General features: G+C 45.4%; 16 protein-coding genes and 1 pseudogene. 15 read left to right on the top strand and 2 right to left on the bottom strand.

Annotated elements, in window-relative coordinates:
* The first annotated feature begins 312 nt into the window (after positions 1–312).
* The 5 genes and pseudogenes from KDW_RS15220 (at position 313) to KDW_RS15200 (ending at position 3,466) form a co-directional block, all read left to right on the top strand.
* Positions 313–1,713 (top strand): hypothetical protein, encoded by a 1,401-nt coding sequence (locus KDW_RS15220; RefSeq protein WP_151756742.1) that lies wholly within the window; start codon positions 313–315, stop codon positions 1,711–1,713.
* Positions 1,701–2,225 carry an ATP-binding protein gene (locus tag KDW_RS34945; RefSeq protein WP_151756741.1) on the top strand — a complete coding sequence of 175 codons (525 nt, stop codon included), beginning with the start codon at positions 1,701–1,703 and terminating at the stop codon, positions 2,223–2,225. Before KDW_RS15220 ends, KDW_RS34945 begins: the two co-directional genes overlap by 13 nt.
* A 20-nt stretch (positions 2,226–2,245) precedes the next feature.
* Positions 2,246–2,500: pseudogene (locus tag KDW_RS35905) on the top strand (ATP-binding protein); the annotation flags it as partial.
* 56 nt (positions 2,501–2,556) lie between these two features.
* A complete protein-coding gene (locus tag KDW_RS15205) occupies positions 2,557–2,928 on the top strand; it encodes a hypothetical protein (protein WP_151756740.1) in 372 nt (123 codons plus the stop codon).
* Positions 2,929–2,992: 64 nt separating this feature from the next.
* On the top strand, positions 2,993–3,466 hold the full coding sequence (locus KDW_RS15200) for a hypothetical protein (protein ID WP_151756739.1): 474 nt from the start codon (positions 2,993–2,995) through the stop codon (positions 3,464–3,466).
* Positions 3,467–3,753: 287 nt separating this feature from the next.
* Here the strand turns inward: KDW_RS15200 and KDW_RS15195 are convergent, their stop codons facing one another.
* On the bottom strand, positions 3,754–3,969 hold the full coding sequence (locus KDW_RS15195; protein WP_151756738.1) for a helix-turn-helix domain-containing protein: 216 nt from the start codon (positions 3,967–3,969) through the stop codon (positions 3,754–3,756).
* A gap of 374 nt (positions 3,970–4,343) precedes the next feature.
* Here KDW_RS15195 and KDW_RS35900 point away from each other — a divergent pair, with 374 nt between their 5' ends.
* The 3 genes from KDW_RS35900 to KDW_RS15180 all read left to right on the top strand — a co-directional run bounded on the left by KDW_RS35900 (position 4,344) and on the right by KDW_RS15180 (position 7,110).
* Positions 4,344–4,655, top strand: coding sequence for a helix-turn-helix domain-containing protein (locus KDW_RS35900; RefSeq protein ID WP_151756737.1), 312 nt, complete (start codon positions 4,344–4,346; stop codon positions 4,653–4,655).
* Positions 4,656–4,802: 147 nt separating this feature from the next.
* Positions 4,803–5,960, top strand: a complete 1,158-nt coding sequence (locus KDW_RS15185) for a hypothetical protein (RefSeq protein WP_151756736.1) — start codon at positions 4,803–4,805, stop codon at positions 5,958–5,960.
* A gap of 4 nt (positions 5,961–5,964) precedes the next feature.
* On the top strand, positions 5,965–7,110 hold the full coding sequence (locus KDW_RS15180) for a tyrosine-type recombinase/integrase (protein WP_151756735.1): 1,146 nt from the start codon (positions 5,965–5,967) through the stop codon (positions 7,108–7,110).
* Between the two features lie 136 nt (positions 7,111–7,246).
* Here KDW_RS15180 and KDW_RS15175 read toward each other — a convergent pair whose 3' ends face one another.
* Positions 7,247–8,218 (bottom strand): helix-turn-helix domain-containing protein, encoded by a 972-nt coding sequence (locus tag KDW_RS15175; protein ID WP_151756734.1) that lies wholly within the window; start codon positions 8,216–8,218, stop codon positions 7,247–7,249.
* Positions 8,219–8,760: 542 nt separating this feature from the next.
* Between KDW_RS15175 and KDW_RS15170 the strand changes: the two genes are divergently transcribed.
* The 7 genes from KDW_RS15170 to KDW_RS15140 all read left to right on the top strand — a co-directional run bounded on the left by KDW_RS15170 (position 8,761) and on the right by KDW_RS15140 (position 13,180).
* Positions 8,761–9,009: a hypothetical protein gene (locus tag KDW_RS15170; RefSeq protein ID WP_151756733.1), complete on the top strand. Its 249-nt coding sequence runs from the start codon at positions 8,761–8,763 to the stop codon at positions 9,007–9,009.
* A gap of 246 nt (positions 9,010–9,255) precedes the next feature.
* Complete coding sequence (locus KDW_RS15165; protein WP_151756732.1) at positions 9,256–10,395, top strand: hypothetical protein; 1,140 nt, start codon at positions 9,256–9,258, stop codon at positions 10,393–10,395.
* 18 nt (positions 10,396–10,413) lie between these two features.
* Positions 10,414–10,935, top strand: a complete 522-nt coding sequence (locus tag KDW_RS15160) for a hypothetical protein (RefSeq protein ID WP_151756731.1) — start codon at positions 10,414–10,416, stop codon at positions 10,933–10,935.
* 29 nt (positions 10,936–10,964) lie between these two features.
* Positions 10,965–11,177: a hypothetical protein gene (locus KDW_RS15155; protein WP_151756730.1), complete on the top strand. Its 213-nt coding sequence runs from the start codon at positions 10,965–10,967 to the stop codon at positions 11,175–11,177.
* 382 nt (positions 11,178–11,559) lie between these two features.
* On the top strand, positions 11,560–11,856 hold the full coding sequence (locus KDW_RS15150) for a helix-turn-helix domain-containing protein (protein ID WP_151756729.1): 297 nt from the start codon (positions 11,560–11,562) through the stop codon (positions 11,854–11,856).
* A complete protein-coding gene (locus KDW_RS15145; RefSeq protein WP_151756728.1) occupies positions 11,853–12,458 on the top strand; it encodes a glucosaminidase domain-containing protein in 606 nt (201 codons plus the stop codon). Before KDW_RS15150 ends, KDW_RS15145 begins: the two co-directional genes overlap by 4 nt.
* Positions 12,455–13,180 carry a sigma factor gene (locus KDW_RS15140; RefSeq protein WP_151756727.1) on the top strand — a complete coding sequence of 242 codons (726 nt, stop codon included), beginning with the start codon at positions 12,455–12,457 and terminating at the stop codon, positions 13,178–13,180. Before KDW_RS15145 ends, KDW_RS15140 begins: the two co-directional genes overlap by 4 nt.
* Positions 13,181–13,251 lie beyond the last annotated feature (71 nt).

Below are 13,251 nucleotides of genomic sequence, written 5' to 3'. Positions count from 1 at the left end.
GACACATTTATAGTGCTTCACTGAAAGTTTGTATCGACCCATTATAGAGAATTTTCATATTTATCGCTACATTTTTCCTCATCATAGCTAGATCATAGGTGAATCATCGGTATTGTATAGGTTCTGTATCTCCCATTCAGCGCAAAAATCAGGCATAGTTGAATCAGTTGGTGAGCAATCAAAGTTGCTCAAACATTGAATAGCGTACAGAAAGTTCTAGATCAGTTTATTAGAAGAGTTCTAATTAATTCCTCTACAACTGGTGTAAACGTTTCTCATTATTATTTACATATTAGAAAGAGCTATATGCATATGAAGTGGGGAGTCCAGTTTCCAGAAGAAGAGCTACTCATTATGCGGCCCTGTCTGAGAAGAGCCTGTACTGGCAACAAACATGCAGCCGCATTACTGAGCTATTTGCTCTACCATGCCTGTATCAGCCAGGAATTCAAGCAACTGCCAGAACAACACGATCAATCCAAAGAGGTATCTGGAGAAATACTAAGCCAATCTATCAGTATCTCTATCTACAAAACCCAGCAGCAAATTCTTACTGAGATGGATCACATGATCAGCGAACGGACGCTGCGCGATGTCGCCATCCCCTTGCTGATCGCCTGTGGCTATATTGACATCGCCGTGTCAAAAAGAACCTATCAATATACGGTTCATCTGACACAGATACAAACAGGAATCACAACCCCGCCCACAAAAGAGGCAATTTTGCCGACGTTGCATCAACTCACTCAAAGCGGAAATATTTCCGGTATGTATCGGCAATATTTCCGACACCGACCGGCAGAATTGCCGCCAGATACCGGCAAAATTGCTGAATTTAGCGGCAATATTGCCGATGTCAAAAACGGACATGAAAGCACTCCAGAAGAAGGTTCATCCCCTATTTTTCACGAAGACAAGAGTAAGAGTAATAAAGATATTACTAAGAGAAGAGAAGAAGCTACTAAGGACACACATTCCCAATGGAATGAATCAGAGACAATAAAAGCCGCTACTTCATCTCTCGCTGCGCACCTTCAGGATCATCAGATTACACTGAATGCACCAGTACACCAGTCTGATATCCAAAAACCAGAAACAGCAGAAGGAGTTGTTCAACGCATTGAAGTGCTACGAGGACACCCGTTTGGTCAACAAGAACGCCCGCGGCAACTCCACGCGGCACAAAAACTCCTTGGATTAGAGCCAAAACTGAACGTAAATGATATCCAGGAAGCCTGGCTTCATGGATCAGACTCCTACTGGAAGCAGCATCGTGATGCTTGTGGGATGACTGTGCTTGATCTAGCCAATCATGATAGCCGAGGAAAGCGTCGCGTCCATGCCATACTGGAACATAAACGGCATCGCGAGACATGCACCTTCCGTCAGCCAGTTAAACACACATTAGAATCACCGCCAAAAATTTCACATTCCTCATTTGCTACCACAAAGGTGGCGATGACCAAACAAGAAGCGCAGCAGCTTACTGTACAGGTAAAGCAAGACGGTCACCATTATGACTATAAGTTACAGGCTGAGCCAGTATATAGAGACACTGCCTGGGTTGTGAATATCCAGCTTGAACAACATACGTTTACCATCCACAGTCCGGCTGAATGGTCACAAAAATTTCCTCAAATACAGCAAGTTATGCATTTAAAGGGAAGCGTTAGTAACACAGAGAACAAGGAGCAAAGCGCATGGATCGCCTGATTGATCGCATACAGAGAAGAGATCGAGCTAGAAATCAACACAACAACAAAGCAATACTGCCACAACCCATCGATAATCATCCGATAAAGCAGGAAGCAAAACAGATGTGTCCACACTGTAATGACGCTGGCTATCTTCGAGTTGATGTCCCCTTCGGACATCCTGACTTTGGAAAACCAGTCCCGTGTCACTGTCATGTAGATCTAATCAAGCAGAAAAAACAGCAAAAGCTTATTCACGCTTCTGGATTGAATACCTTAGAACGCTTTCGCCATGCTTCTTTTCACACCTACAATCCCTTTCTTCAAGGGGTTCACGAGGCATATACACACGCGTTCGAATTTGCCAATCAGCCAACTGGATGGTTAGCACTGATTGGAGAATATGGATGTGGAAAGACGCACCTGGCTGTCTCTATTGCGAAAAAACAGCTTGAAGCAGGAAAACTGGTTGTCTTTCAGATTGTTCCTCGGTTGCTTGATGATTTACGAGCTACCTTCTCCCAAAGGTAGAACAAGATTACGATGAACGCTTTCAACAGATCTGTGAGACGGAGCTGCTGATCTTAGATGACTTTGGGACCCAAAACAATACAGCCTGGGCCAACGACAAATTATTCCAACTCTTAAACTATCGCTACAATGCCCACGCACCAACGGTCATCACGATGAACACAACAAGCTGGGAAAAGATGGAACCACGCTTATATTCCCGTTTTCAAGATAAACACTTGGTGCATGCGATCAACATGAAGCAAGCACTAGACTACCGAATCCATGGCGAATAAGCCAGAAACAGCTCAAATATTTTTGATTCTTGAATAGAGGAGAAATGATAACGCATATGCCTTTACATACAGCCAGGAACACTGATTTCACCTATGCAGGGCTACACATTACCATGAATGAAACATGGCAGAAGTTTCTCTTTAATGGGTGCACGATCCCACTCACACCCACTGAATATCGCCTTTGTGTAGCGTTTTTCCAACAATACCTGAGTGAGAATAAAAAGCCAATCATGCATCATGACACCTGGATCATGCTCTCCTATATCAATACTACGAAGTTACAGATGCGAATTGGTCTGGCAAGTAAACAACTCTTACGCAAACATATCAGCAACACCAATGGAAAGTTGGCGCCATTCGCATTACAAATTAAAACGTTTGAACAAGGCTATATTCTGCTCATCAACACGCCACAGGAGTCCTAAGAAAAAAGCGTGCACTTATCTGTGCAGCATGTACTCATCAACAATAAAGAAAGAGACAAAACACATGGAAAAGCAACTCAATGTATGGATTGACGAGAATATCAAAGAGGCACTCGCCGACCAGGCACAACGTGAGAAGAAGACACTCAAAGAGCTGATCGAGGAAACATTACGCCAGGAAACGATGCGCTACAATGGTCAACTCATTGAGCAGCAAGCACTCCCTCTCATAAACGACACCATACAAAATGCTGTTCATTCGGAAATGTATCGCTTCGTGACTCACCTTGAGGCCGAATTTCATGAACACCTTGCCGCTGCGCTCAACAGACAACATGAATACATCCAACGCAACCATAAATCGATCACATCTCTGCTCATGCGATATGGAGAGATCAATCGCTGCCTCTTGTATTCACAACTTTACAAAGCATACGGATCAACCTACGCGCAAGAAGCTCACGAGAAAGCCATACAAAAAGCTAACCGAGAATTTCCTGCACGGAAACAACCAAAAGCCGAAAATGAACAGGTCTAAATAGTAAATGCATTGTACATATGAGCATCTCAGTATGTCATGGCAGGATTAAGATTAAACACAACGAGCCGAGGATCTCAAGCAAAGGAGATTCTCAGCTCGTTGCCAAGAGAGGAACGAATGTATGGTGTCAGAACCAAAAAGGTCACATTTAGAAGAGCTTATTTCCCTTACCTGGTATGAAGCCCTTTTACCTTTGTGGCCAAGAGTTCCAAGCTTTTGCTTCCGGCACGGATTGAAGATGCATATCATCAAAAATAGGGGACATTTTTATGCCATACAAAATTTTATTTGGCAGTGCCTTCCTCGGACTCTTCAAGCAAGCTCAGAGCAGGTACATCTAAAGCCTGGGCAATTTTGTTGAGTGTATCAATACTCACGGAGCAATACGGATCGTCAAAAATGCGCCGTACCGTCGAATAGCCAATATCAGCAAGCCGTGAGAGCTTACTTTGAGAGATATTTTTTCCTTCTGCAATTTCTTTCACTTTTAACCGCAACATGGCTGTAACTCCATATACTTTTGGGCTTATTCTAGCATATCCTCCCCTTGACACGACTATTCAAAAATGAATATCATAAATATGATATTCATTTTTAGTGAAAGGAGTCATATAAAAGCAAAGATTGTCCACCTGTGTAAAAACTTGTAAAGTTAGTTTTATAGATCTGGTATGTAGGAGAACGATCAATCAGCGCCGGGAGCTATTGCACTATCTATATCTACTATATAAGCATAAAATGATTAAATAGTGCATTATTGATTGATGTATGGTAGGATACAAAGCAAGTAAAATGTGATGATCACAATAAGCATGGCAAAAAGCTTTGCGTGGCACACAACATAGAAAGTATGAAATAGAATTGGAGAATTTCCATGGCATCGTATCCACACACACAATCGAGTGAACAAAGTATCATACCACTACACTCTAAACGCGTAGTTAAAGAGCAAAAGAATCCATTGCATAATTCTGCAAGTGATGATCAAGAAAATACACAGAGTGATGAGATAGCAAACAAACAGATATTATTAACAATTCCTCAGGTTGCTACTCAACTTAACATTTGCCGTGCTCATGTGTATACCTTAATTAACCGGGGTCTACCAACCATTCATCTTGGCAGGTCAGTACGTATAAGCGCAACAGCTCTTCATCATTGGCTTCAGACGCAACAGGATAGCTAGGGCTCAACGCAAAAGATAGTATCTCATACATATCGGCAAGAGTACACAAAAGACCCTTGAAGGAGGTGATGATCTAAATCAAGAAAAAATTCACAGTAAGACGTATGTATAGTCTTACGGATGTCAGTTTGTATGGAAGGAAATGCAGTGTCAGAACAAAAATATTCACGTTTAGAAGAGTTTATTTCCCTCGCCTGGTATGAAGCCTTTTTACGTTTCATTGCCAATTTCATAGCAAAGAGTTCAGAGATTCTACTCACTGCCGGATTGGTTGTAAGCAGCGCGAACTTTCTATCAGATGGCAGCATGCTCAAAGATGGAACCCCTTTTGCAATTGCCTGGGCCTGGACACAGGCAATTGCCATTGATGGAAGTCTCGGTGTCAGCTTTTACTCCGTCTTTCAGAGTTTAAAGCAACGCGATTGGATCAAATTATTCCTCTACAGTATTCTGACTATGCTGCTTACATTGGTTGCCTGGTTTATTACGGAAGGAGATATTTTTAGTCATGCCGTAAATACCTCAAGTCATGAAGCGATTCAGCTTATCGGCATCGATGTCCGCTTGCTCAGTACACTACGAGCAATCGCAGTGGTAGGGTTTGTCCTTATGAGTCGCCTCCATGATGTTCCACTCTTGGAACAGTCGCAAAAAGGTGAAAAGCAACAAAAGACAACGAAGTCAACTGATAAAACAATTGAGTTAGCTCAAGATAAGTGCCAGACCACTCCTCAAGAAGGGATGGCTCCTCAATTCACTCAGGACGACCTGGAAAGGCTGCTTGAAGCAGCTTTGCAAAAACACTACGATAATCGTACGGTCGTCAAAGAAGAGGGAATTTCTAATGTAACACTCGCCATCACGCCGCTGCCTGCTCTACCAGAGAAAATAAACAACAGAGATATTCATCAAGATTCACATCAGGAAAACCTGGGTATAGAGCAGAAACCGAAATCACAATCAAAGATACAGGATTCTCTACAGCATGCGGAAGTAATCAGCAAACAGGAGGATGAAACAGTAACAGAAACATTCTTAGAAGAAGACGATATGGCATCCGCGGGGCAGGAGGACCGGCTCCTAAAAGCGTATCAAGACATCAAAGAGGAGGGACAACGCATGTCTGGACGTCTATTAGCTCAACGTGCTCGTGTGAGGCGTTCAACATGCCTAGAATGGTTACGCGCCTATGAGGAGAAGCAACAAGGACAAAATCACAAGCAATCACACAAACAGAACACAGAACCATTAACACAAATAACTAGCAGGGCAGATACAGTTCTAACAATAGAGCAGGAGAATTAATGGTATGGGACGCCGTATACAAGGAGAAGGTAGTGTCTATCAACGCAAAGATGGTCGCTGGGTAGCAGTCATCACATCTGAAGAAGGTAAAAAGAAATTCAGCTATTGCAAGACACAAAAAGAAGCCCTTAAGGAGCTACAATTAGCAACCCAAGCGAAGATGCAGGGTACCTTGATCACAACCAAAGATCAAAAGCTAAGTGAATTCCTAACATCATGGTTGACTGATACAGCACAGCCAATTCTAAGAGACAAAACGTATATTCGCTATTGTGAACTCGTGAGATTACATATCATTCCCATTCTGGGAAAAGTAACGCTACAAAAAATAACGCCTCAGCATCTTCAAAGACTTTACAAGACAAAAAGGGAAGAAGGGTATGCACCTCAGACTATCCTGCATATACATCGCTTTTTGCATAGAGCATTCAACGATGCAGTAAAATGGAACCTGATGCCACGTAATGTGTGTAACTTAATTGAAGGTCCTCGCGTCCCCAAAAAAGAGATGCAAGTACTCTCACATGAACAAGCACATAGCTTCCTTGAAGCAGCTCAAGGTGATCCACTTGAAACACTGTACATTTTGGCACTCAGTACAGGTATGCGACAAGGTGAACTCCTTGGGCTTCAATGGAAGGATATTCATTTCGACAATGGTACCCTTCAAGTCAAGCGAAAAATAGCCCGAATCTCCAATAAGGGATTTGTTTTTTCAGAACCTAAAACAGCGAAGAGTCGTCGCAATATCACGTTAACAGCGACGGCGCTTGAAAGCCTGAAACAACATCGAAGAAAACAGCACGAGCAACGGCTGGCAGTAGGACCTGAATGGGAAGAATATGATTTGGTTTTCTGTAATATGCTGGGTAGGCCGATAGAGGTTGGAAATATGACAAGGAGATCATTTCGGCCAATTCTAAAAAAGGCCGGACTGCCAATCATTCGCTTTCATGATCTACGACATAGCTGCGCCTCTTTACTTCTTTCACTAGGAGTACATCCTAAAGTAGTACAAGAGCTGCTCGGACATAGTCAAATTTCCATCACCCTGGACACCTATTCACACGTTCTTCCCTCTCTTCAGGCGGAAGCCGCACAACGACTGGATACACTGCTTTCTTTTAGACAACAACGTCATCAAAGCTGAGATGTCAACTAGGATGTCAATGTAACTGTAAGACATTGGAAGGCGCAATGAATGTTTTTAATGAGGCCGCTTCTCAAGCGAGTTCAGTGGAAACGCGCCCAGAGAGATTCGAACTCCCGACACTCGGTTCCGAAGCTCAACTCTGCTCTGAACGCGCTCTACAGGCCGATCTATACCATGTACCCCCACTCTCACAAAGTAGATGAGGCTGGTTTTTTATTCTGCCCGACCGGCTCCTGGCCTTGGTTGACTGCTTTGCTTTTATTCCCTCAGACATTAAGTTATCTGCAATTTGTACAACTTTTCCGTCTTTCCAAACTTGTAAGTTTTCTCTATATTTTCTAAGTATTCTCTCATCAGAGGTTTCGGTATCAAGCATGAAGGAAAATCGACCATTACCACTATCATGAATGACTTCAAAACCTGCATTCTGCAAAATCTGAATACCAGTATGGGTTCTACTCGCTGAGTAGACTTTGGTGATGTTGATCCCTCGACTACCCAGATCAGCTAAGAGATTAGCCAGGCCAATCAGAAGACGCGAGCCATAGAAGCTACGTTTTGCTGGTGGGACGGTAGGCGTTGTGACCATATCAATGATCAGGCACTCAGTTGGCTTCTCTGGTTCAAACTGTTGAATTGCATTAAGATCGATGTTCCAGATATTGCCAAGCTCGCCCTGCATGAAGCTTTCAATTGTTTGATGCTCCATAGGAACGACGTTAATATATGCCACGAGTGTACCCTGGTCATAAAGATGATAATCGGTATCAGGGTTCTTTTCTAAGAATGCCCTGCGCTGGTCGCGCATTTCGGCTTTTTCCCCAAAGACCAAATGAGCTAACTGTGCCTCTTGATCAAGATCGTTTACAGTAGCCTTTCTAAAAACAATGGTCTTAGGCTGTTCGGCAAGGATAACAGCTTCTATTTGATCTGCCAGTTCATCAATTTCTTTTCTTGAATAAACAGCTTGTGATCTTCCAGGTAAGAAGACTTTGGTTATTCTCCCTTTACGTGCCCAATATTGCAAAGTATCTTGATCAATACCAAGCGCCTTCCTCGTTTCCGCTGCTGTGTAATAGAACTTAGACAACTCTCCAAGCTTCATTTTTGGCCTCTCTTTTTTTTAGAATGCAAGCAATTAATTATTTTAATTATATACGGCTTGTCCATAGTTTACAATTTGTGCAAGTTGCACAAAAATACCTACAACTCTTACAAGTTGTACAACTTTCATTGACAATACGTTTCCTGCCATGCTATTCTCTAACTACAGCATTACAAGTTTTACAACTTATCATTTATGTAAAACTATTAGCACTTTGACAACTTAATAAGAGGCTCACTGAGCAGGCCAGCATGGAAAAGATGGACAAGCCATACACCAGGCGGACGCTTGAAGGTGAGATGAGGGTGGAACTCCCATATGGTCTAAGGCCTTGGATTCGCTGAACCTTGCGAGAGAGGAGGTAGATGAAAGAGCAAGGCGGACGGCGTGCCTTAGACCTGGGAAGATCCGGGACGATCTTCCTACAGAAAAAACAAGCTGGGTTGATACTGCTAATCGCGCTTTACATACGAGGTTAGCAGTGATGAGCCTTAGCAATTGTGCTTTGGTGAAGACCAATCTTTATTCAAGGAGAAACCGCTATGCCAGAGACCGTCACCGCAAAAGAGTACACCGATTTTATGGCGCTGCGTGAGCAGATGAAGAAAGGTATTGAAGAGGCTGATAGTGAGTTCATGCTCGTCACCTATACCCGCCTTCTCGCTGCTCTCAACAAACGCCAAAATGCAGCCAATGCCCTGAACATTAAGTTGGAAAATCGCAACATCGCCGCTATCAAAAAAGGGAAGAAAGAGGCCTTATCTTCCGCTAAAAATCGCGATGATGAGTAGCCCTTTTTGATGATCGCAAAAAAGATAAGCGCGTAAATTTCTGTTTGCGCGCTTCTTTTTTGAGCAAAATTTCATGAGAATGACGTGAGAAGACGTAGCAATCAATCGGGAGCGTCTTGCCTCATTCATGAGAATAGCGCACGGTTTAGAGGTGCTGTTGAGGTGCTGCTGATCTTGCTACATTTTTTAATGAGGTTCCTATGATTTTTGTCTCACCACATTTTACAGAAACGAGAAAGGTCACGGATGCCAAAATTAGACTTTTTCACCAAGAAATTTGGGGAAGAGACAGTGCTCAAGCGTGCGCAAAAACAAGCGAAAAATCCGGCGCTTCAGCGTACGATTGAGATCCTGTACTTTGAACCGTACGCGACGGATGAAGACATTGCCCAGGTGCTCTCCGACGGCACCACGGTCATTGATCCAACAGCCGTCAGGTTGCAGTTACGCCCCCAGGCCAAACAACTCATTGAGCAGGAACGCGCAAAGAACAATGTCGCGCTTACACCAGCTCCAACCGTCGTCACAGAGGTCACACCAGAAGCACCAGGGAACACGACCGTCTTAGCTGAAACCAGTATTGACAGTTTACAAGCACAGGCCGTCGGGATCGTGATGAGCGCTCATAGCGGGGTGACCATCAATGCCAAGATCAAGACAAAGGTCATTTTTCTCTTTAAGACATTCGCCCCCCTGGCGGTGCTCTTTCTCACCATACCAGAAAGCTACTGGGTGTTCACGCACCTGTATGCTGGTGAGTTCGCACAAGATAAAGTACTCCCGATCTTGACGGGCGTGTTTGCCGTCCTGGTGGACTTTGGCTATCTCTATCTGACTGTGCTGCTTGAAATGAATAAGGAGGCCATGTTTAAGCGGCGGCGCGCTGGTCTGGAAGTCGAGGGCCACGAGAAACATGCGGTCCACGTTCAATCGGCGCTCTGGTGGCTCGTGGCTGGAATGGATGTCTTAGCACAGTTTGTATTCCTCTACAGCGCCACCCATAACTCTACGTTCTTTAGTGCCACCCTGGTCACGGCTCTGGCTGGTGTGCGTGTGTTCTCTCTCTTCTTAACCATGTTCGTGGTGTCCTTTGCCGGAACAGAACTGATGACTGATGTGGATGTCGTGGCCAATGAACAGATTGAACGGGCCGAGAAAGTCTCTCGCGTGCTTTCAGCATTGGGAACAGCTCGGCAGAAGGAGCAGAAGGCCAAGATTGAGCTTGAGAATATGATCGCTGATCAAGACTTCCGTCGTGAGAATGAACGCTACATGAAGGAGATGTATGCAGACGCTCGCGAGAATGCCCGTGAAGATGCCAGGCGCGCACGGGAGGAGCTGCGGAAGAAGACAGTCAATGCCGATGAACCCAAGCGAAAATTGTAAGTGTAGGAGGAAGCGCCTATGTTGCGTACACGTCGAGAAATTCTTTCTGTCTTACGTACCAGCCAGGAAGAGACAAAGATTAAGCTCCTCGCTACTGGACCCCAGCATAGCAGCCGCATCACGATTGAGTCAACCAGACAAAAAGATGATGAGCCGGTCACCCTCAAGGCAGCTTTACTTATTAGAAGCTCTGACTGGTATCGATACCGGCTCAATGTCTTTGGCAAGCTGGCCGGGATCGAATCTATTGTGTGCGCAATACATGACTCATGTGTCGATATTCAAGTCTGGTGTGTTGAAGACGCAAAAGCCTATGAGCCAGGAGAGACGGTTATACCTCTCACCTCTCTTCGTGATCCTAAGGTACGAGGAACGAAGTATGGCAGCTTATTATTCACCGCGGCGCTCTTATGTAGTAAACAGGAAGCGCTCGATATCCTCAATGATGACAGCTTCCCAATCTCAACGCGCTACCGCTATGAAGCGAAAGTTCGCTATTATGCCAATTTGAAACGTGGGACAAAACTTAGTCTCGCGTAACGCCTTCAGAAATAAAAGGAGCATTTCTCATGACATATCCAATGTGGTTTGGCGTCTTCGCCATTGCATGCATGCTCATGGCACTGGTTGTCTACCGACGAACTGACACTCGTAGTATTGTGACTGTGGTCGTTGGCATTGTCCTGGTGAGCCTGGTGGTCTACAACTGGGATGCCTTAAACCATCTGACTGTTGCGGCCCACCTCTTTCAAGCGTTCTTCCATGCCACGCCAGGCAAGTAACACAGAGCAAAGGAGTGATCACATGACCATTCAATTCATGATCCGCCGGGTACTAGCTGCGCTCGTGCCATCAACGCTGTGCAGTTGTGGGTACTACACCTGCAGCTACTGCGGAAACTGCCACAATCCGCGCTGTTCATCCTGTGCCTCTTGTTCTCAGGATTGAGGGTATCCCTTGTAGATCCTTGCTACTCAATCGGCCCCGGTGTCTCTTTGCGCCAACGAAAAGACACCCATGCAGATATCCCTCAGCACAAAAAAACGGCCCCGGTGTCTCACCACCGAGGCCAGTTCTATACCCCTTGCAGATCCTTGCTATTCAATTTGTTTTCATGCCTCTCGTCGCCAAACGAGGGGCTCACTGTCTAGGAGTTACCTTTCTATGATAACACAGACACAACATGATAAGCATGCCGTTATCCCATCAATCCCTCTCCAATCACCCCTCAAGTATCAACGGCTCTTACGTGGGTGGTCGCAACAAGATGTCGTCGATGCTCTCTATCAATGCTGTGTTGAAGAGGGAAAAGCGTCCGTCGGTATCAATGTTGACCAGGTCAGCCGCTGGGAAAATGGACATTGTAAGCCGAGCCCCATGTATCGCAAACATCTTTGCTACCTCTATGGAGTCACGGCAGACAAACTTGGGCTTATCTCCAGCCAGGAGGTGCAAGCATGAGCCTACAGAAAATCGGCCTCATTCTCCTGGTTTTGGTGGTCGCCTATGTTGGCTATTGCATGCTCGCTACGCCACAACCGCCACCAGCTGGTGCAACCAAATCTACCACCGCTCTCACTCAGGCCTCAACCCTTGCGGATGCTGAACATATGCTGAGACGCCCAACGCTCTCAGCAGCCTACATTAATACGGTGCTTGAACAGGCACACTCACCAGCCAGGGGGCTCGGTGAAACCCTGTACCAGTTGAGTGCAGAGTACCAGATTGATGATGCCTTTGCCCTGGCTTTCTTTCATCACGAGAGTGATTATGGCAAAAATGGAGTCGCCAGGGAAACCCACAGTTTAGGCAATATTCGCTGCACCGACGGCTATGACTGTGATCATACTGGTGGCTATCGCAAATATGCCACATGGATACTAGGCGCTGAAGATTGGTACGACCTGATCAAAAAAGAATACATCGATCGCCGTGGGCTCTCGACCCTCTCCACGATTGTGCCGGTATACGCACCCAGCGAAGATAACAACGACGTGCGCGCATACATCACCAACGTGCAACAAGATGTCCTCACCTATCGGCGAGAGGAGGCTACCGCATGAACACCACACAAGCGCCTGCCATCAATTGTACCACTGCGAATATCTCACAGTCCTGTCCTCGCATTTCAGTTCAGGAAGAACGAGCCCATTTTGCGGTGGTCTGGAACCTGGTTCCTGGCAACAAAGCACAAGCCAAAGAGCAGTTGGTATTAGCGCAAGTGTCCTTTGTAAGCCTGCTGGCACGGCGCTTTGCCGTCGCCTATAGGATGGACTATGACGATCTCTTTCAATATGGGTGTCGCATTCTTCTCGAACGTCTGGAGCATGTGCCTGTTGATCACCCAGCACCTAGCAAGTGGCTTTACCGATGTGTACAAGGCAAGTTCATTGATCTCCTCTATGAGGATGAACGGGACTATCAAACCGTGAGCCTCGATCGTCTGGTGCCATCACAGGATGGACATGAAGGGTTGACCTTCGGAGATTTGCTCATAGATACACAGGAGAATACCGAAGCACGCCATGATCGCTTAGACCATCGATCCGCTGTCCTACAGGAGGCCATCTATCGCGATCTGACACACCACCAGCAAGAAGCCATTGCACTCTACTTTGACATTCCTGGTTTTGTACCCCGACCCAATCCACACAAGAAAGATCGACAACGCCTGGCTCGTTCATCTCCCTCAACCGTCTTGATGACCCGCCGCAAACATGCCTACAAAATATTGCGCCAGGATCTGGAATTGCAAAGTTTACTTTGGGAAGGAGCCAGCGCTTGATGCTTACACTCTCTTGCGTTCTCGTATGGTGTTTTAGGAGGTTGTGCCAATGAATACAGCAGATGCTGCAA

The organism is Dictyobacter vulcani, from assembly GCF_008974265.1.
Lineage (GTDB): Bacteria > Chloroflexota > Ktedonobacteria > Ktedonobacterales > Ktedonobacteraceae > Dictyobacter > Dictyobacter vulcani.
This window is presented reverse-complemented; position numbering and strand designations above follow the sequence as displayed.